Here is a 17,638-nt window from a genome sequence, read left to right as displayed (position 1 = left end):
ACGGTCACACCGATCTCGGTATCGACGTTAACGTGCCGGCAAGACAGGGCAATGGCAAGACAGGGCAATGGCAAGCCAAGGCGGTGGCGCCTTGTTCGCGCGACAGCTTCCGCGTGTCTCGCCGCACCGGCCTGGGAAGCGGCGAATGCGCGCGCCGAGCAGATCCTGACCGGGGGTTTAGGCCGATGCCCCCGCGCGTGCGTTCGGCGTTCCGCCCGGCGCGGTTTGGTCCTATATAGCGGCCATGCTCGAACCGACCGTCTCCTCCCCCGCCGCGCACGAGGCCGATCATGCCCGCCGGCGCACTTTCGCGATCATTTCCCATCCCGACGCGGGCAAGACCACGCTGACGGAGAAGCTGCTGCTCGCCTCCGGCGCGATCCGGCAGGCCGGGCAGGTAAAGGCGCGCGGCGAGCGCCGCCGCACCCGCTCGGACTGGATGGAGATCGAGCAGCAGCGCGGCATCTCGGTCACCTCCTCGGTGATGACCTTCGAGCGCGACGGCATCGTCTTCAACCTGCTCGACACGCCGGGCCATTCGGACTTCTCCGAGGACACCTACCGCACCCTTTCCGCGGTCGACGCGGCGGTGATGGTGATCGACGCGGCCAAGGGCATCGAAAGCCAGACCCGCAAGCTGTTCGAAGTCTGCCGGCTGCGCGACATTCCGATCTTCACCTTCATCAACAAGGTGGACCGGGAGGGCCTGGATCCGATCGGGCTCATGGACGACATCTCCGCCACCCTCGCCCTCGACCTCACGCCCTTCACCTGGCCGGTGGGAATGGGTACGGACTTTCGCGGCCTGATCGACGTGCCCGGAAAGCGTGCGCTGTTCGCCGAGGAGCGCGGCGGCCCGCTCACCCGCATCGTGCCGTTCGCGGCGCCCGAGGACCTGATCGGCCTCGACGGCGTCGATCCGCGCATCCTCGCCGAAAGCGTGGAGGGATTGAGCCTCGCGCTCGGCATCCTGCCGCCGTTCGATCTCGACAGCTTTCGCGAAGGCCATCTCTCGCCGGTCTTTTTCGGCAGCGCCATCAAGGAAGCGGGGGTCGCCGCGCTTCTGGCCGGGCTCGGCGGTTTCGGCCCGAGCCCGCTGCCCCGCACCGCCAATGGCCGCATCGTGCAGCCCGAGGAGGCGAACGTCTCCGGCTTCGTCTTCAAGGTTCAGGCCAATATGGACCCGAACCACCGCGACCGCGTCGCCTTCGTGCGGCTGTGCTCGGGCACCTTCAAGCGCGGCATGAAGCTCTTCAATGCCCGCGAGAAGCGCCAGATGGCGATCGCCAACCCGATTTTCTTCTTCGCCCAGGAGCGCGAGACCGTGGACGAGGCGGTGGCGGGCGACATTATCGGCATCCCCAATCACGGCATGCTGCGGGTCGGCGACACGCTCTCGGAGGGCGAGACCATCCGGTTCGAGGGGATTCCCGATTTCGCGCCCGAGATTCTGCGCCGGGTCCTGCTGGCCGATCCGATCAAGGCCAAGCAGCTCCAGAAGGCGCTGCAGGACATGGCGGAGGAGGGCGTGGTCCAGGTGCTGCGCCCGGTCGCCGATCCCGCGCCAATCGTCGGCGTGGTCGGCACGCTTCAGCTCGACGTGCTCTCCTCGCGGCTCGACAAGGAATATGGCGTGCCGATCCGCTATGAGTCGGTGTCCTACGTCACGGCGCGCTGGATCGCCGGCGAGCGGGCCGAGATGGACCGCTTCATCGACGCGAACCGCTTTTCGATCGCCCTCGACCGGGACCAGGCCCCGGTCTATCTCGCCCGCAGCCAATGGGTGCTCGACCGCGCGATCGAGGAATGGCCCAAGCTGAAATTCCTGGCGGTGAAGGAGCGCGGCTGAGCGCGCCCGCGTTGACATTGCCGCAGGGCGGCACCTTAGTGCCGCAGCACCGCCGCCAACAGAGGAAGTTCCATGTCCAAGCATGACGATCCGGGGATCGAGGAAATCATCGATGCGGCCTTCGAGAAGCGGGCGGAGATCGACTTTTCCACCCGCGGCAAGGTGCGCGAGGCGGTGGAAGAGGCGCTGAAGCAGCTCGATTCCGGCACCGCGCGGGTCGCCGCGCCGGCCGCCGACGGCACCTGGACCGTGCATCAATGGCTGAAGAAGGCGGTCCTTCTGTCCTTCCGTCTGAACGACATGAACATCATCACCGGCGGCCCCGGCGGCGCGGCCTGGTGGGACAAGGTGCCGTCCAAGTTCGAAAAGTGGAACAGCGCGGACTTCCGCAAGGCCGGCTTCCGCGCCGTGCCGGGGGCGATTGTGCGCCATTCCGCCTATATCGGGCCGAACGTCGTCTTGATGCCGTCCTTCGTCAATCTCGGGGCGCATGTCGGCGAGGGGACTATGGTCGATACCTGGGCGACGGTGGGCTCCTGCGCGCAGATCGGGAAGAATGTCCACCTTTCCGGCGGCGTCGGCATCGGCGGCGTGCTCGAGCCGCTTCAGGCCGGACCGGTGATCATCGAGGACGATTGCTTCATCGGCGCCCGCTCCGAAGTGGTGGAGGGCGTCGTCGTGAGGCGCGGCGCGGTTCTGTCCATGGGCGTGTTCATCTCCGCCTCGACCAAGATCGTCGACCGTGAGACCGGCGAGATCTTCATCGGCGAGGTGCCGGCCTATAGCGTGGTGGTGCCCGGCACGCTGCCCGGCAAGCCGCTTCCCGACGGCAGCCCCGGCCCGTCGCTCGCCTGCGCCGTGATCGTCAAGCGGGTGGATGAGCAGACCCGCGCCAAGACATCGATCAACGATCTCCTGCGCGACTGATCCGGCGGCGGAAAAGTGGCGCCGGGCGGCTTGCCAGCGCCCGGCGAACCGCTATATTCCGCCGCCTTGCCCCGGGGGCGGCGCATCAACCGGCGTCGTCCATCGTCTTCAGGATCCGGGACCCCGTGCGCAGCCGCGCGGCGGGGAAGAGGGGCGGGTGGTCGAAGGTGCCTTGCGGCGTTTCCGACACATTCGCCTTCTGGAGCGCGTTCCGGCCGAACTGCAGCGCAGGTCGATCGGGAACGCGTTCTCTAACAGGACGAGGCTGGTTCAGCGATCGGGTCGTTTCGCCCCGGTCGGATTGGGCTCAAGAGTTCCGCGCGCATCTGCGTGTGCTGCGGAGAGGTGGCCGAGTGGTTGAAGGCGCACGCCTGGAACGCGTGTATACGGGAAACCGTATCGAGGGTTCGAATCCCTCTCTCTCCGCCATTTACTCGAGAGCAGTCGGCAACGAATTTTATCGGTGCCCCTGACTTACGCTCGATGTAATATTGATCTCCTGTGTGGCCTGGTCCCGCACATAAGCGAGGCTTTCTAGATGGCCATCTTCACGCCAGATGACGAGCCATATCTAGGCAGAAGATCAGTATTCCATTTCGATGAAGTTATACAGGTCGCAATGGATCAAAACAGCAAGATCGGCCCCTGGACGCACAACAGAACCCTAACTCCTCTCCAAATAGCCGCGACGGAATTGATACCCCATGGATTTTCGATCGCCCTGAGCATTAGAGAGCTTATTAGACAAGCATATCTCATTTCGGCCGAGATACTGCTGCGGCCGCTTATGGAGCGGGCGGTAGTAATAAGTTATCTGTGCGAGAGTCCAAGCGCATTGCCTCTTTGGGAGGCTGGGTGGCCGCACAAATCGAGGCCGCCGCTACACAAGATGCTTGCCGCGATCAATGGTCAGAGTGGAACCGCTGATGAAAGCGAGATGCAGGCGAGGCTACTTACCCAGCATTTTAACTCAATCGTCCACGCAGATCCACTGGGGGCAAGAAGCCAAGTCGCGAGGCTAGGGGATGGCCTAGGCGGCTACACAGCTTCGAAGTCCGTTAATGACATAGAGCGATGCGACGAAATATGTTGGCAAGCTGTTTCGCATCTGATTATCCTGATGGGGCGGGCGGCCCAATTATTTCCCGAGGCAGTGGATAGAGGTTCTGATCTGATAGGGCCGAATAGAAATCTGCCATAGAGAAGGTTCGACCCCAGTTCTTATCTCCCCGCCATTTCAGTCTCTGAGGGGCATTGCTTTTACGTCATCTTCCAATTCAAGCGTCTGGAGCAGCCGGGTCTTCGATCTCATGATCCGAACCTCGCCCTCGGCGACCTCGACGCGCTGGGCGCAGATGGTCGCGGCGATCGCGGCCGCCCAAGGTCCGGATGCGCCGGCGCGCCGATGCGCCGCGCCGGCGCACTTGTCGAGCATCCGCCGGGCGACCGCCCGGCCTCCGAGTTCCGAAGCGGCCCCGGCTGCGCTCGCCTTCGCCTGATCGCGGATGGCGTTGAGCCCGGCAGTGTGTTTTCTTCAGCACCGTGGCTGTCCTCATCGGCACGCCGCCCTCGCGGGTGCCTGGGAGCCGCGCGAGGCAGGCCGGACGTCGGTCATGGGTGGCCGACGCTTCGGCCGCGACATCGGCTTCGATCCCCGGAGTGGCGCTCCGGCCTTCCGGGTGCTCTGATCGGGATCGAGACGTCATGCCCGGTGCGCCAGCGGGACCACGGTCATGAAGCCCTGTGTGACGCCGATGCCGGACGATCGGGCCGCGACCATCGAGGTACGGGCTCGCGCGTCGGACTGGGGTGGGGCCGAAGTCCGGCGCGATGAGCGGGCGAAGAAAATGGCGAAAGCGAAGCCAATGCCGGAGCAGGCGGACACATGAAGATTCCCCCGTGGTATGTCGGCCAATGGGTGGTCTGGCTCTTCACAGGCCTGCCTCTGCAGTGGTTCTTCACGGCGTTCAACGGTTTGTCTTTCTTCACCCTGCCCGACCTTCCTGGCCCTGATGGCGTATCTCGCGCGTCATGGGTGGTCACGGGCCTTCTCCTCTATCACCCCATCCTTTCGGCGCCTTTGGCGCTGTGGCTGGCCTGGCGCCGCAGCAAGGGCAACAAGACGCCCTTTAGAAGACCGTGAATTGCCTCTGAGAAGCTCTGGGGTGCGCGCACTGCGCGGGGCTGGCTTACGATGCCGTCAGGGGCAATTTCCTCCCCCGCCATCGGCTGCTCGCGCGCCGGCTCGAGACGGCGCCAGGCTCTGCCCTGGCAGCCGAGCGAATGGGGCGTCACATCCCTGTAACGGGGGTCCGGTAGCAGCGCTGTGAAACCGGTTACACACCGGCGTGCAGCAGCCAGGATCGCCCTTGCCCCGCCCCGTCACCATCCGCACCGTCGCCCGCATGGCGGGGTGCTCCATCGCCACGGTCAGTCGGGTCATGAACGGCACCGGGCCGGCGAGCGTCGAGGCGGAAACGCGGGTGCGGGCGGCCGTGGCGGAATTGGGGTTCCGTCCGAGCGAGATCGGCCGGTCGCTGAAGACCTTGCGCACGCGCACCCTCGGCGTCGTCATTCCGAGCCTGACCAACCCGGTGTTCGCCAGTTCGGTGGCCGGCATCGAGGCGGAGGCGCGCAAGCACGGCCACGTTTTGCTGGTCACCGCCACCGACTACGATCCCGGCCGCGAGCGGGAACTGGTGGACACGCTCGTCGCCCAGAGCGTCGCCGGCCTGGTGATGACCGTGGCGGATCCCGATTCCAACCCCACCCTCGACCATCTGGACACCGCGGGCATCCCTTATGTCCTCGTCTATAACGAGCCGCAGCGCAGCGGTCGCGCCGCGGTCACCGTAGACAATGCAGCGTCCGGGCGGACGCTGACGCGCGCCTTCATCGACAAGGGACATGCGCGCATCCTGTTCGTCGGCGGGCGCTTCTCCTCCTCCGACCGGTCGCGCCTGCGCTACCGGGGCTATGCCCTCGCCATGCGCGAGGCCGGGCTTCAGGCCGCGCCGGTCCTGGAACTGGACTATCTCGCGGACGTCGCCGCCCATCGCGTGGCGCTCGAAACCCTGTTCGCCGTGCAGCCTTGTCCGAGCGCGCTGATCTGCTCCAACGATTTGCTCGCCCTCTCCATCGCCGCCGCCGTGCGGGATATGGGCCTGCGCGTGCCGCAGGACATCTCTGTCGCCGGGTTCGACGGCATCTCCATCGGCCGGCTTGTCTCACCTTCGCTCTGCACCATCGACCAGCCCACGCGCCTGATGGGCGAGAGGGCCGTGCAGCGTTTGTTCGAGCTGATCGCGTGCACCGGGCTGCGTGCCGTCGAGCACCTGCCGTTCCGCCTGCGTCTCGGCGAGTCCATCGCCGCTGCGCCCGAAGACACCGGGATCGGCCCGCTGGCCACCCTGACCGCCTGAACAGGCGACCATCCCCGGCCGGTGGGCCGGGTCGCGTAGCCGCGTCCACCCCGCGCCCGGACGACCTGGTCCGGCGTGATCTCCTTCGACCAACTGGAAAGACCCCGGCATGAAACTCTCAGCGATGAAGAGCCTCTTTGCGGCGCCGCTTCTGGCGGCCGCTCTGCTGCCCGTCACGGCGCCCGCGGCGAGCGCGGCGGACGCCATCTGCTACAATTGCCCGACCGAATGGGCGGATTGGGGCCGGATGCTCAAGGCCATCAAGGCCGATACTGGGGTCGAGGTGCCGCCCGACAACAAAAATAGCGGCCAGTCGCTCGCCCAGATGATCGCCGAGAAGGCGAGCCCGGTGGCGGACGTCGCCTATCTCGGCGTCACCTTCGGCATCAAGGCCAAGGATGCCGGCGTCACCCAGGCCTATGAGCCGAAGCACTTTTCGGAGATCCCCGCCGGCCTCAAGGACCCGCAGGGCCATTGGTTCACCATCCATTCCGGCACGCTGGGCCTGTTCGTGAACACGGAAGCGCTGGGCGGCGCGCCGGTGCCGGCCTGCTGGGCGGATCTCCTGAAGCCCGAATATAAGGGAATGGTCGGCTATCTCGACCCGTCCAGCGCCTTCGTCGGCTATGTCGGCGCGGTGGCCGTCAATACCGCGCTCGGCGGCTCGCTGGACAATTTCAACCCGGGCATCGACTACTTCAAGAAGCTCGCGGCCAACCAGCCCATCGTCCCCAAGCAGACGTCCTATGCGCGCGTGGTGTCGGGCGAGATCCCGATCCTGTTCGACTATGATTTCAACGCCTATCGCGCCAAATACAGCGAAAAGGGCAAATTCGCCTTCGTCATTCCCTGCGAAGGCACGCTGGTCGTTCCCTATGTGATGACCATGGTGAAGAACGATCCGCATCCCGAGGCGGCCAAGAAGGTCCTCGACTATGTGCTGTCCGACAAGGGGCAGGCCATGTGGGCGGCGGCCTATCTGCGCCCGGTGCGCGACGTGCCCCTGCCGAAGGAAGTGGCCGATCGCTTCCTGCCCGCCACCGACTATGCCCGCGCCAAGCCGGTGGATTACGGCAAGATGGAAGGCGTGCAGAAGGGCTTCTCCGATCGCTACCTCGCCGAGGTGAAGTGACCTTTCCCCCTCGCTGCAGCCGGTTCGCCGGCTGCAGCCTCTCCGGAGGCCCGGCATGAACAGCGCCGACCGGCTCGCCTGGATCCTGCTTCTGCCGCTTGGCGCATTCGTCCTCGCCTTCTTCCTGCTGCCTTTGGTGCGGGTGGTGGCGGTGGCGGGGGAGGGGCCGAACGGGATGGCGGAATATCTCGTCATCCTCACCAATCCGCGCCATGTCGCGACCCTCCTCGCCACGCTGACGCTGTCCGCCGGGGTCACCCTCGCGACGCTGGCGATCGGCGTGGTGGTGGCGTTGTTTTTGGCACGCAACCGGTTTCCCGGACGCGCTTTGCTGGTCTCCATGCTGACGCTGCCGCTGGCCTTTCCCGGCGTGGTGGTCGGCTTCATGATCATCCTGCTCGCCGGTCGGCAGGGCCTGATCGGCGGCATCACCCAGAGCCTCGGCCTCGGCAAGCTGGTCTTTGCCTATTCCATGGCCGGCCTGTTTGCGGGCTATGTCTATTTCTCGCTGCCGCGCGTGCTGGTGACGCTGATGGCGGCGGTCGAGAAGCTGGATCCCGCCTTGAGCGAGGCGGCGCGCTCGCTGGGCGCCGGGCGCTTCGCCGTGCTGCGCGACGTGATCCTGCCGGGCCTCGCGCCGGCTTTGACGGCGACGGGCGCGATCGCCTTCGCCACCGCCATGGGCGCCTTCGGCACGGCCTTTACGCTGGCGACCCGGATCGATGTCCTGGCGATGACCATCTACACGGAGTTCACTTTGGCGGCGAACTTCTCCACCGCCTGCGCCCTGTCGCTGGCGCTCGGGCTGATCACCTGGGGCGTGCTGGCGGCAACCCGGAATTTCGCCGGATCCGGCGTTGCGGCGGCGGGCTGAGGCGATGGGCACGAACCCGCTCGTCTTCGCCTTTCAGCTTCTCGTGACGCTGATCGCCGCCGCCTTCCTGGTGGTGCCGGCCGTCACCTCCATCCTGGCCGGCGTGACGGTCAATTATTTCCAGGGCGTGCGCTCCGGCCTGACCCTCGACTGGGTGGCACAGGTCTGGGGTCTCTATGCGCCGACCATCTTCCGCTCGATCGCACTCGCGCTCGGCACCCTCGCCGTGACCCTCCTCATCGGCGTTCCTGCGGCCTGGGCGCTGGTGCGCAAGCCCGGACGCCTGACGCGGCTCGTGGAAGAGATCGTCACCCTGCCGGTGGCCATTCCCGGCCTCGCGCTGGCGCTGGCGCTGATCCTCGCTTATGGCGGCATCCGGGCGTTCCGCGCGAGCGACGCCTTCATCCTCGTCGGCCACGTCCTCTATACCCTGCCCTTCATGCTGCGCGCGGTGATGGCGGTGCTGGCGGCGGTCGACGTGCGCACGCTGGAGGAAGGGGCGGCGAGCCTCGGCGCCTCGCCCTGGCAGCGCTTCATCCAGGTGGTCGTGCCCGCCGCGCGGCCGGGCATCCTCGCCGGGTCGCTGATGGTGGTGACGCTCTCCATCGGCGAGTTCAACCTCACCTGGATGCTGCACACGCCGCTGACCCCGACACTCCCCGTCGGCCTTGCCGACAGCTATGCCTCCATGCGGCTCGAAATCGCCAGCGCCTACACGCTCGTCTTCTTCCTCATGATCGTTCCCCTGCTGCTCGCCATCCAGTTCGCCGGCCGCGACCGCAGGGCCACCGACCGGAAGGCCCGGCCATGATGACCTCTTCTTCCACCAGCCGCGGCGCCGCCATCCGGCTGGCGCGCTGCGCCAAGACCTTCGCCGACGGCACGCGCGCCCTGGAGCCGCTCGACCTCTCCATCGAAGCCGGTGAAACCCTGGTCCTGCTCGGACCCTCGGGCTGCGGCAAGACCACGACCCTGCGCATCATCGCCGGGCTGGAAGCGCCGGACGCAGGCGGCACGGTGACGTTCGACGGCGTCGACGTGACGCGTCTGCCGATCGAGAAGCGGCATGTCGGCATGGTGTTCCAATCCTACGCCCTGTTCCCAAACATGAGCGTGGTCGAGAATGTCGCCTATGGCCTCAGGGTGCGCGGGATCGCCAAAGCGGAGCGTCTCCGCAGCGCCGCCGAGGTGCTGGAGATGATGCGCATCGCGCCCCTGGCGGCACGGCGGATCGACCAGCTTTCCGGCGGCCAGCGCCAGCGCGTGGCGCTCGCCCGCGCCTTGGCGGTGCGGCCGCGCGCCATCCTGCTGGACGAGCCGCTCACGGCGCTCGACGCGGCTCTGCGCGAACACCTGCGCACCGAGATCGACGCTCTGCTGCGCAGCCTCGCCATCACCGCGATCTATGTCACCCACGACCAGGCGGAAGCGTTGGCGCTGGGCGACCGAATCGTCGTGATGCGGCAGGGGGCGATCGCCCAGATCGGGACGCCCCGCGAGGTCTATTTCCAGCCGGCGGACGCCTTCGTCGCCGGCTTCGTGGGCACCACCAATCGGCTCGACGGGAGCCGGCGCGACGGCCGCTTCGAGACCGCTGCGGGCGCGATTGCCCATGCGGGCGCCGACAGCGCGAAGACGGCACTGGCCTTCCGTCCGGAGAGCGCGCGCATCTGCCGGCCGGAGGAGGCGCCGCTGCGCTTTACCGTGACCCAGGTACACTTCCTCGGCCCGCGCCAGCGCGTCGTGCTCACTGCGGGGGACACCCGCATCATCGTCGAGGCCGGCCCGCAGGAGCCGCTTTTCGTCGGCGACGTGGTCGGCCTCATCCTCGATCCCTCCTGCCTCGTGCCGATCTGAGACCATGCTCATCGCCCAACTGACCGATACCCATATCCGCGCACCGGGCAGCCTTGCTTATGGCGTCGTGGACACCGCCGCCTTTCTCGAGGATGCGGTGGCGCATCTCGCGGCGCTCCGCCCGCGCCCGGATGTTCTGATCGTGACCGGCGACCTCACAGACTTCGACCGGCCCGAGGAATATGCGCGGTTCAAGGCCCTCACCGCCGCTTTGCCGATGCCGGTCTTTCCGATTCCCGGCAATCACGACAGCGCGGCAGGGCTCGCCGCGGCCTTCCCCGACATCGCCGCGCGCGCCGCGGGCGGCAAGCTGAACTATGCGGTGGACGATTTCCCGGTGCGGCTGGTGATGCTGGATTCGTCCGTGCCCACAGCGCCCCATGGCGAACTGGGCGACGGCACGCTGGCATGGCTGGATGCGGTCCTCGCCGCGGCGCCCGCCCGACCCAGCCTCGTGGCGCTCCACCACCCGCCGTTTGCGACCGGTATCCGTCATATGGACGTGCAGAATCTGCGGGACGCGGCTGCGCTGGAGACGGTGCTGCGCCGGCATGGGCAGGTGCTGGCACTGGTGTGCGGCCATGTCCACCGCACGGTTCTGGCCGCCTTCGCCGGTCGGCCGGCCTCCATCTGCCCCTCGCCGGCCCATGCGGTCAGCCTGGACCTCGACCCCGCCGCGCCGCCGACCTTCCACATGGAGCCGCCGGGCCTTCATCTGCACCGTTTCGCCGATGGCGGGCTCGTGACCCATCTGAGCTTCGTCGGTGCCCATGCGGGTCCTTATCCCTTCTTTGGTGCGGACAAGCGCATGCTGGACGGCACGGCTTGATGCCACGAGAGCGCAGGTCCGACCCGCCTGCTATCCGCCGGAGGGAGGCGCGGCGCCGGGGCCGCACTCACATCCGCCATCTCCCGCATGTCCGGCGGTCTGCCGCCTGAGGTCCGCTGTCACGGGCTATGCGGTTTCGGCATGAGCTCATCTCGTTTCGTTGTTGGTCGCTGCCAAGTCGCCTTGATACGCTCCCGGCAAAGGTGAGCGAAAAAAATGAAAACCTTGGCATTCTCCGGCTGCCTTGCCGGAGCAATAGATTGCGATGTCCATAACGCCGTCCCGTCCGTGAAGGTGCTTTATCCGTACCTTTCAGACTATTGGCAGGACTTCATGGCGGAGGCTGGAGATCCGAGCCTGGAGCCGAATTACTATCCCGTAAACAGCGCGATCGCCGCCCGTCCCGAAGCGCGGGGAGCCGGCTTTCCGCCGGGCGCCGATCCCGAGGCGCTGATCGCGCAGGTGCTCGACCGCACCGGCGCCAAGCGCGCCATCCTCAATTGCCTTTACGGGGTGCCGGCGCTCTACAACGAATATTGGGCGGCCGCCATGGCGAGCGCCGTCAACGACTGGGTCGCCGATGCCTGGCTGAGCCGGGACCCTCGGCTCTCCGCTTCCATCGTCGTCGCGCCCCAGAGCCCGGACGCGGCGGTCGCGGAGATCGAGCGCCGCGCGGCCGACGGGCGGTTCGTCCAGGTGCTGCTCCCGGCGCGCACGCAGATGCCGGTGGGGCGGCGCTATTACTGGCCGATCTACGAGGCCGCCGCACGCCACGGGCTTCCGGTCTGCATCCATGCCGGCGGCGGGGGCGCGGGCCAACCGCCGACTCCGGCCGGCTGGCCGACCTATTATGTGGAGGAATATCTGGCGGTGGCCCAAGGCTTCCAGGGCCAGCTCGTGAGCCTGGTCGCAGAGGGCGTGTTCGCCAAGGTGCCTGGCCTGAAGGTGGTGTTCGCGGAATCCGGCTTCACCTGGCTGCCTTCTCTCATGTGGCGGCTGGACAAGAACTGGAAGGGCCTGCGCCGCGAGGTGCCGTGGGTCGATCGCCTTCCGTCGGAGATCATCCGTGAGCACCTGAGGATCACCCTCCAGCCGCTCGACGAACCGAGCGAGCTGCGTCGGCTCGTCGAGACCATCGATCACATTCAGTCCGACCAGATGCTGCTGTTCTCCTCGGATTATCCGCACTGGCACTACGACGCGGAAGGCCCGCTCCCTGCTGGCCTCTCCCCGGACGCGGTACGGAACCTCCTGTTTGCGAACGCCGAAAGGACGTACCGCTTCCATGCTTGAGGTCAAGGACCGCCCCGCGCGCGCCGCGCGGACCAAGGCACGCCAGCCCTTCATCGATTGCGACATCCACAATTACATTCAGTCGGATGCCGTGCTGATGGGCTATCTCGATCCGCGCTGGCACAACCACCACCGCACGTATGGCCACCGCTCGAATCCGGTGCTGGCGTTCCACGGCGCTCCGTATCCGCGCCTTGCGGGCGTCGGCAAGCGCAAGGATGCGGCGCCGCCCTCCGGTCTCACGGCGGGAGCCGATTTCGGCTTCTTCCGCGCCCAGCACCTCGAGGCGCTTCCCGTCGAATACGGCATCCTCAACTGTCTCTCGCGGGTCGGCGACCAGCTCAACAGCGCCTATGACGCGGCGCTGGCGCGCGCCATGAACGACTGGCAATCCGCCGAATGGCTTGCCGCGGACGATCGCCTGCGCGGCTCGATCCTAGTGCCCTACGAGGACGGCGACCTCGCCGCCGAGGAAATCCGCCGGATGGCGGACGATAAGCGCTGTATCCAGGTTCTGATGAAGCCGCGCACGCGCGAGCCGATGGGCCGCAAGCGCTATTGGAAGATCTATGAGGCGGCGGAGGCGTGCGGCCTGCCCATCGCCGTTCATTTCGGTGGATACAGTCAAAACCCCATCACATCTTCGGGCTGGCCCTCCTTTTATTTCGAAGACCACACCAATATGTGCCAGGTCTTCCAGTCCCACCTCATCAGCCTCGTCTGCGAAGGGGTGTTCGAGCGGTTTCCGGGCTTGAGGCTCGTGTGTGTGGAAGGCGGCTTCGCCTGGCTGCCCGCCCTCATGTGGCGCATGGACAAGCACTTGAAACGGCTCGCCGACGAGGTGCCGCATGTCACGCGCCGACCCTCCGACCTGGTGCGGGCGCACGTGCGATTCACCACTCAGCCGATGGAGGAGGCGCCGGACCCGCGGCACATCCTTCAGGTGATCGAGCATTTCGAGAGCGACGAGATGCTGATGTTCGCCACCGACTATCCCCATTGGGACTACGACAATCCCGACCGCGTCCTGGAGAAGCTGCCCGAGCCGCTGCGCCGGAAGATCTTCGTGGAGAATGCCCGCGCCTTCTATGGCCTTTCGCCGAGGGAGGAATGATCCATGTCGCGCTACGTCATTGCCCCCCTGAAGGATTTCGAGACCCGCGACCGGATGATCGTGACCGTCGCCGGGCGGTCCATCGGCGTGTTCAGAATCGACGGGGAATTCTTCGCCGTCCGTAACCAGTGCCCTCATGCGGGCGGCCCGCTCTGCCAGGGCGAACTCGGCGGCATCGTGCGGTCCAGTCAGCCGGGCGAGTTCGATTATGCGCGGCGCGGCGAGTTCCTGCGGTGTCCGTGGCATTCCTGGGAGTTCGATCTGCGCACCGGGCGGAGCTGGTTCGACCCCGATCGGGTGCGGGTGCGCGCTTACGAGGCCGCGGTGCTCGCCGGCGGGGAGGTGATCGGCTGCGGCGTCAAGGAAATCGAGCACGAGGCACGCCAGCCGGGCCCCTACACCGTCGAGACCTACCCCATACGCGTCGAGGACGCCTACGTCGTGGTGGATGTGTGATGACGCGCGGAGCGAGCATGGCGGGAGAGACCGATGCGGCGCCCGCAGATGCGGGCCGCGTCTGCGACATCACGATCATCGGCGCCGGCCCGGTGGGGCTTTCCGCGGGCTTCTGGGCCGGCATGCGCCGCGCATCCTGCCGGATCCTGGATTCGCTCCCGACCATCGGCGGGCAGCTCACCGCGCTTTATCCCGACAAATGGATCTACGACATTCCCGGCTACCGGATGATCAAGGCGCGCGATCTGGTGGATCGGCTGGCGGAGCAGGCGATCGATCAGTTCAAGATCCCGGTGCACCTTTCCACCACGGCCCTTTCCATCTCGCGCCGCCATCATCCCGGTCACACGGAAGAGGTGGTTGCGGTTGAGACGACTGCCGGCGTGTTCCTTTCCCGCGCCGTTGTGCTGGCGGCGGGGCATGGCGCCTTCACGCCGCGCCCGTTGCCCGGCATCGACGCCGAGACATGGGCCGGCCGCGGCCTCACCTTCTTCGTGGCGCACAAGGAGGCGTTCGCGAACCGCAGCGTCATGATCGTCGGCGGCGGCGACAGTGCCTGCGACTGGGCCTTGGAACTGAAGGACATCGCCCGCGACGTCGTTCTGGTCCACCGGCGCGAGCGCTTCCGCGCGCATCCCCACACGGCCGCCTTGATCGACGCGGCCGTCTCCGAGGGGCGCATCCGGCTCGCTGTGCCCTATCTGGTCAAGGACCTCGACGGAGATCAGAGATTGCGCGAGGTGACACTTGCGCCCGCCGCCAAGGGCGGGGAGGGGCTGCGCGTCGAGGTCGACGATCTCATCGTCCAGCTCGGCTTCGTCACCGGGCTCGGCCCCCTGGCGGAGTGGGGCTTCGCGCTGAGGGATGGCGGGGTGCTGGTGGATGACCGCATGGCCACCAGCCTGCCCGGCATCTGGGCCTGCGGCGACATCGCCGCGAGCGCCAGCAAGATCCGGCTCATCGCCACCGGCCTCGGCGAGGCGGCCACCGCCGTCGCCCATGCCATGGCCGCCATCCGCCCGGAGGCTGAGCTCCAGCCGGAGCATTCCACCAGTGCCGGCGTGCCGGGGGTGACGGCCGGCGAACCCGCCATGAGCGCCGCATGACCTATGTCATCACCACCCTCTGCATCGGCAGCAAGGACGCCTCCTGCGTCGAGGTCTGCCCGGTCGATGCCATCCACCCGGCGCCGGAGGACGAGGCTTTTGAGGCCGTGGAGCAATTGTTCATCGACCCGCGGCTGTGCATCGACTGCGACGCCTGCCGCACCGTGTGCCCCATGGAGGCGATCTATACCAAAGCGACGGTGCCGCCCGACCAAGCCGCATCGGTCCGTGAAAATGCGGCCTTCTACACCTGACGGTCAGTCAGATAAGTCAAAGTATAAAATCAAAAAATAGCTCTGAAAAAACAATCAAAATCCAAGTTTATAAAAATAAAACGAAAAAACCGCCAATGCGCGGAACGAGGAAACGCCAATCCGCCGCAGGCGGAAACCGGGAGGAGCAGCTGTGAACGCACGCACGCTCATCGATCGTCGCACGGTCCTTTCGGGACTGGGCGCGGCCGCCATTTGCAGTCCCTTCCCCGCGCGGGCCGATGCCGGCGCCTGGAAACCGTCCGGTACCGTCCGCCTGGTGGTGCCGTTCTCCGCGGGGGGCATCACCGACATCATCGCGCGCCTGGTCGCCGCCCATCTCCAGCAGACATGGGGGCAGACGGTGGTGGTCGACAACAAGACCGGTGCCGGCGGCATCGTCGGCAGTTTGGACGTGGTGCGGGCGGCGCCGGACGGGCTCACTTTGCTGCTCGGCAGCACGGGACCGCAATCGGTCGCCTACAGCCTGTTCCGGAACCTGAAATACCAGCCGGCGGACCTGACCCCCATCAGCAACATCATCACGGGCTCGAACATCGTGATGCTGAACAACTCCATACCGGTCAATTCCGTCCCGGATTTCATCGCCTGGGCGAAGGAAAATAGCGGGCGCATTACCTACGCCTCTGCAGGTGTAGGGTCGATGACCCATCTTTCCACGCTCTGGTTGTTCAACCTTCTGGGCGTCCAGGCAACCCATATCCCCTATCGCGGGTCCGCGCCGGCGGTCATCGACCTCATGACAGGTGTCGTGCCGATGTTCGCCGACAACATCTCAAACGGCATAGAATTCGTGCGGGCGGGAAAGGTGAAGGGGGTCGCCGTGACTTCGGCTGGACCCAACCCGTATTGCGACCTGCCGCCTCTGAAGGGGGCGGTGCCGGCGCTCGACAAATATGTCGTCGACACCTTCTACGGCATGTTCGGCCCGGCCCGGATGCCGCCCGAGATCGTCGGCGAAATCAATCGCTGCATCAAGGAGTTCCTGGGACTGGCCTCGACCGAGCGGAACCTGCGGATCTGGGCCGCGGTGCCGGCCTGGGCACCCCCCGCCCAGACCCTGGCGGCCGTCGACGCGGACATCCGGAAGTGGAAGGGCGTGATCGAGGCCGAGGGGCTGAAACTCGATTATTAAGCGCCTATCACGGCAGAGCTCATGCGTGTTACGGCGCGAGTCTTCGTAATACGGAGCGTATTCGGATCGCCTCGTTCTGTTCGCACATGCAAAAAAGGTTCGGCTTTCTTCGCCGCCCGCTCCGGCCTAGGATCGCCGCATGAACCTCAAGCAATTGCGTTACGTTGTCGAGATCGTCAAGAACGCGAACCATCTGTCGGCCGCCGCCGAAGCCTTGAACACGTCGCAGCCGGGGGTCAGCCGGCAGATCCAGTTGCTCGAGGCGGAGCTCGGCTTCGCGATCTTCGTGCGGGCGAACAACCGGTTCACCGGCCTGACGGAGGGCGGCGAGCACGTCTTCGCCATCGCCCAGCGGGCGCTCGCGGAGGTCAATGCGCTGCGGGGGCTGAAGGAGGACATGGGCTCGGGCGGCAAGGGCAATCTCATCGTCGCCACCACCCATACCCAGGCGCGCTACTTCCTGCCGCCGATCATCGAGCGCTTCCTGGAGCGCCATCCCAATGTCCGGCTGACCCTGAAGCAGGGCGACCCGGCTTATGCCTGCGAGCTGGTGGGGGCGGGCGAGGCGGATCTCGCCATCGGCGCGGAGCCGATCCGCGTCTTCCCGCAGCTCATTTCGCTGCCGTGCGCCGAGCTCCGGCGCTCGGTCATCGCCAAGACGGGCCATCCGATCCTGGAGGTGGAGCCGCTCACCCTGGCGGCGGTCGCCGCCCATCCCATCGTCACCTATGACCGGCGCTATAGCGGCCACTGGATCGTCATGCAGGCCTTCGCGCAGGCGGGGCTGGAGCCCAAGATCATGCTCAGCGCCGTCGATGCGGACGTCTGCAAGGCCTATGTGGAAAGCGGCCTCGGCATCGCGATCCTGTCGTCCCTCACCTTCGACCCCAAGCGCGACGCCGATCTGCGCATGCGCGACGCGAGCCACATCTTCCCCTCCAGCGTGGTCAACATCTCCCTCCGGACGAACTCCTATCTGCGGCCGATCATCCTGGACTTCGTCCGCGCCGTCGCCCCGCATCTGACCCCCCGCGTGGTCAGCGACGCGCTGCTCGCCGCCACGGCCTCGGCGAAGGCGGGTTAGGACACTGTGCAATGGTTGGAAACGTATCTCGACATCTGCCGCCAAGATTGCGACTGCCGTCGGATGGTTGTCGGGAGGCTGTCGTGTCGTCTGGGCGCCAAGTGGCTAGGATCGCGGTGACACAGGATGAGCACCATGACCGAGCCCCCCGACCACGAGTTCCGCAGCCCTTCTACGGAGGACCTGTCTATGATCGTCCGCTTGCTGCGGACCTCCAATGGCTGGACGCAGGAGACCCTTGCCGAGCTGGCTGGGGTGAGCAGTCGGACCGACGACGCTGCCGGCGGA

General features: G+C 66.5%; 17 protein-coding genes and 1 tRNA gene. All 18 read left to right on the top strand.

Going from position 1 to position 17,638, the window contains the following annotated elements; all coding sequences use genetic code 11:
- The first annotated feature begins 244 nt into the window (after nt 1–244).
- The 18 genes from EDC64_RS13375 to EDC64_RS13290 all read left to right on the top strand — a co-directional run bounded on the left by EDC64_RS13375 (nt 245) and on the right by EDC64_RS13290 (nt 17,350).
- The gene (locus EDC64_RS13375; protein WP_132032125.1) at nt 245–1,849 is read left to right on the top strand and encodes a peptide chain release factor 3; all 1,605 of its coding nucleotides are present in this window, start codon (nt 245–247) and stop codon (nt 1,847–1,849) included.
- Between the two features lie 72 nt (nt 1,850–1,921).
- Nucleotides 1,922–2,776: a 2,3,4,5-tetrahydropyridine-2,6-dicarboxylate N-succinyltransferase gene (gene dapD, locus EDC64_RS13370; RefSeq protein ID WP_132032123.1), complete on the top strand. Its 855-nt coding sequence runs from the start codon at nt 1,922–1,924 to the stop codon at nt 2,774–2,776.
- Nucleotides 2,777–3,115: 339 nt separating this feature from the next.
- Nucleotides 3,116–3,205 (top strand) — tRNA-Ser (locus tag EDC64_RS13365).
- Between the two features lie 109 nt (nt 3,206–3,314).
- Nucleotides 3,315–3,977 (top strand): hypothetical protein, encoded by a 663-nt coding sequence (locus EDC64_RS13360; RefSeq protein WP_132032121.1) that lies wholly within the window; start codon nt 3,315–3,317, stop codon nt 3,975–3,977.
- A 684-nt stretch (nt 3,978–4,661) separates the two neighbouring features.
- On the top strand, nt 4,662–4,919 hold the full coding sequence (locus tag EDC64_RS13355; protein WP_132032119.1) for a hypothetical protein: 258 nt from the start codon (nt 4,662–4,664) through the stop codon (nt 4,917–4,919).
- A gap of 226 nt (nt 4,920–5,145) precedes the next feature.
- Complete coding sequence (locus EDC64_RS13350; protein WP_132032117.1) at nt 5,146–6,198, top strand: LacI family DNA-binding transcriptional regulator; 1,053 nt, start codon at nt 5,146–5,148, stop codon at nt 6,196–6,198.
- Between the two features lie 109 nt (nt 6,199–6,307).
- Nucleotides 6,308–7,330, top strand: a complete 1,023-nt coding sequence (locus tag EDC64_RS13345) for an ABC transporter substrate-binding protein (protein ID WP_207916062.1) — start codon at nt 6,308–6,310, stop codon at nt 7,328–7,330.
- A gap of 55 nt (nt 7,331–7,385) precedes the next feature.
- Nucleotides 7,386–8,204 carry an ABC transporter permease gene (locus EDC64_RS13340; protein WP_132032115.1) on the top strand — a complete coding sequence of 273 codons (819 nt, stop codon included), beginning with the start codon at nt 7,386–7,388 and terminating at the stop codon, nt 8,202–8,204.
- 4 nt (nt 8,205–8,208) lie between these two features.
- Nucleotides 8,209–9,015, top strand: a complete 807-nt coding sequence (locus tag EDC64_RS13335) for an ABC transporter permease (protein ID WP_132032113.1) — start codon at nt 8,209–8,211, stop codon at nt 9,013–9,015.
- Entirely contained in the window at nt 9,012–10,061 is a 1,050-nt protein-coding gene (locus tag EDC64_RS13330) for an ABC transporter ATP-binding protein (protein ID WP_245504690.1), read from the top strand. Before EDC64_RS13335 ends, EDC64_RS13330 begins: the two co-directional genes overlap by 4 nt.
- 4 nt (nt 10,062–10,065) lie before the next feature.
- Nucleotides 10,066–10,890, top strand: coding sequence for a phosphodiesterase (locus EDC64_RS13325; protein ID WP_132032111.1), 825 nt, complete (start codon nt 10,066–10,068; stop codon nt 10,888–10,890).
- A gap of 216 nt (nt 10,891–11,106) precedes the next feature.
- Entirely contained in the window at nt 11,107–12,183 is a 1,077-nt protein-coding gene (locus tag EDC64_RS13320; protein ID WP_132032109.1) for an amidohydrolase family protein, read from the top strand.
- Nucleotides 12,176–13,297, top strand: a complete 1,122-nt coding sequence (locus tag EDC64_RS13315) for an amidohydrolase family protein (RefSeq protein ID WP_132032107.1) — start codon at nt 12,176–12,178, stop codon at nt 13,295–13,297. Before EDC64_RS13320 ends, EDC64_RS13315 begins: the two co-directional genes overlap by 8 nt.
- A 3-nt stretch (nt 13,298–13,300) precedes the next feature.
- On the top strand, nt 13,301–13,753 hold the full coding sequence (locus tag EDC64_RS13310; RefSeq protein ID WP_132032105.1) for a Rieske (2Fe-2S) protein: 453 nt from the start codon (nt 13,301–13,303) through the stop codon (nt 13,751–13,753).
- 17 nt (nt 13,754–13,770) lie between these two features.
- Complete coding sequence (locus tag EDC64_RS13305; RefSeq protein ID WP_165933762.1) at nt 13,771–14,859, top strand: NAD(P)/FAD-dependent oxidoreductase; 1,089 nt, start codon at nt 13,771–13,773, stop codon at nt 14,857–14,859.
- Nucleotides 14,856–15,113, top strand: coding sequence for a 4Fe-4S dicluster domain-containing protein (locus EDC64_RS13300; RefSeq protein WP_132032102.1), 258 nt, complete (start codon nt 14,856–14,858; stop codon nt 15,111–15,113). The genes EDC64_RS13305 and EDC64_RS13300 overlap by 4 nt, the downstream gene beginning before the upstream one ends.
- A 151-nt stretch (nt 15,114–15,264) precedes the next feature.
- Nucleotides 15,265–16,266 carry a Bug family tripartite tricarboxylate transporter substrate binding protein gene (locus EDC64_RS13295; protein ID WP_165933761.1) on the top strand — a complete coding sequence of 334 codons (1,002 nt, stop codon included), beginning with the start codon at nt 15,265–15,267 and terminating at the stop codon, nt 16,264–16,266.
- 139 nt (nt 16,267–16,405) lie between these two features.
- Nucleotides 16,406–17,350, top strand: coding sequence for a LysR substrate-binding domain-containing protein (locus tag EDC64_RS13290; protein ID WP_132032098.1), 945 nt, complete (start codon nt 16,406–16,408; stop codon nt 17,348–17,350).
- Nucleotides 17,351–17,638 lie beyond the last annotated feature (288 nt).

Origin of the sequence: Aquabacter spiritensis (genome assembly GCF_004346185.1) — a bacterium.
Taxonomy (GTDB): Bacteria; Pseudomonadota; Alphaproteobacteria; order Rhizobiales; family Xanthobacteraceae; genus Aquabacter; species Aquabacter spiritensis.
The sequence above is the reverse complement of the archived record's forward strand: the minus strand, read 5'-3'. Positions and strand labels throughout refer to the sequence as shown.

Bases quoted from the DNA above. Each gene is read 5' to 3' on its own strand.
- EDC64_RS13375 (WP_132032125.1), top strand. From the start codon at position 245: ATGCTCGAACCGACCGTCTCCTCCCCCGCCGCGCACGAGGCCGATCAT.
- dapD (WP_132032123.1), top strand. From the start codon at position 1,922: ATGTCCAAGCATGACGATCCGGGGATCGAGGAAATCATCGATGCGGCC.
- EDC64_RS13360 (WP_132032121.1), top strand. From the start codon at position 3,315: ATGGCCATCTTCACGCCAGATGACGAGCCATATCTAGGCAGAAGATCA.
- EDC64_RS13355 (WP_132032119.1), top strand. From the start codon at position 4,662: ATGAAGATTCCCCCGTGGTATGTCGGCCAATGGGTGGTCTGGCTCTTC.
- EDC64_RS13345 (WP_207916062.1), top strand. From the start codon at position 6,308: ATGAAACTCTCAGCGATGAAGAGCCTCTTTGCGGCGCCGCTTCTGGCG.
- EDC64_RS13340 (WP_132032115.1), top strand. From the start codon at position 7,386: ATGAACAGCGCCGACCGGCTCGCCTGGATCCTGCTTCTGCCGCTTGGC.
- EDC64_RS13335 (WP_132032113.1), top strand. From the start codon at position 8,209: ATGGGCACGAACCCGCTCGTCTTCGCCTTTCAGCTTCTCGTGACGCTG.
- EDC64_RS13330 (WP_245504690.1), top strand. From the start codon at position 9,012: ATGATGACCTCTTCTTCCACCAGCCGCGGCGCCGCCATCCGGCTGGCG.
- EDC64_RS13325 (WP_132032111.1), top strand. From the start codon at position 10,066: ATGCTCATCGCCCAACTGACCGATACCCATATCCGCGCACCGGGCAGC.
- EDC64_RS13320 (WP_132032109.1), top strand. From the start codon at position 11,107: ATGAAAACCTTGGCATTCTCCGGCTGCCTTGCCGGAGCAATAGATTGC.
- EDC64_RS13315 (WP_132032107.1), top strand. From the start codon at position 12,176: ATGCTTGAGGTCAAGGACCGCCCCGCGCGCGCCGCGCGGACCAAGGCA.
- EDC64_RS13310 (WP_132032105.1), top strand. From the start codon at position 13,301: ATGTCGCGCTACGTCATTGCCCCCCTGAAGGATTTCGAGACCCGCGAC.
- EDC64_RS13305 (WP_165933762.1), top strand. From the start codon at position 13,771: ATGGCGGGAGAGACCGATGCGGCGCCCGCAGATGCGGGCCGCGTCTGC.
- EDC64_RS13300 (WP_132032102.1), top strand. From the start codon at position 14,856: ATGACCTATGTCATCACCACCCTCTGCATCGGCAGCAAGGACGCCTCC.
- EDC64_RS13290 (WP_132032098.1), top strand. From the start codon at position 16,406: ATGAACCTCAAGCAATTGCGTTACGTTGTCGAGATCGTCAAGAACGCG.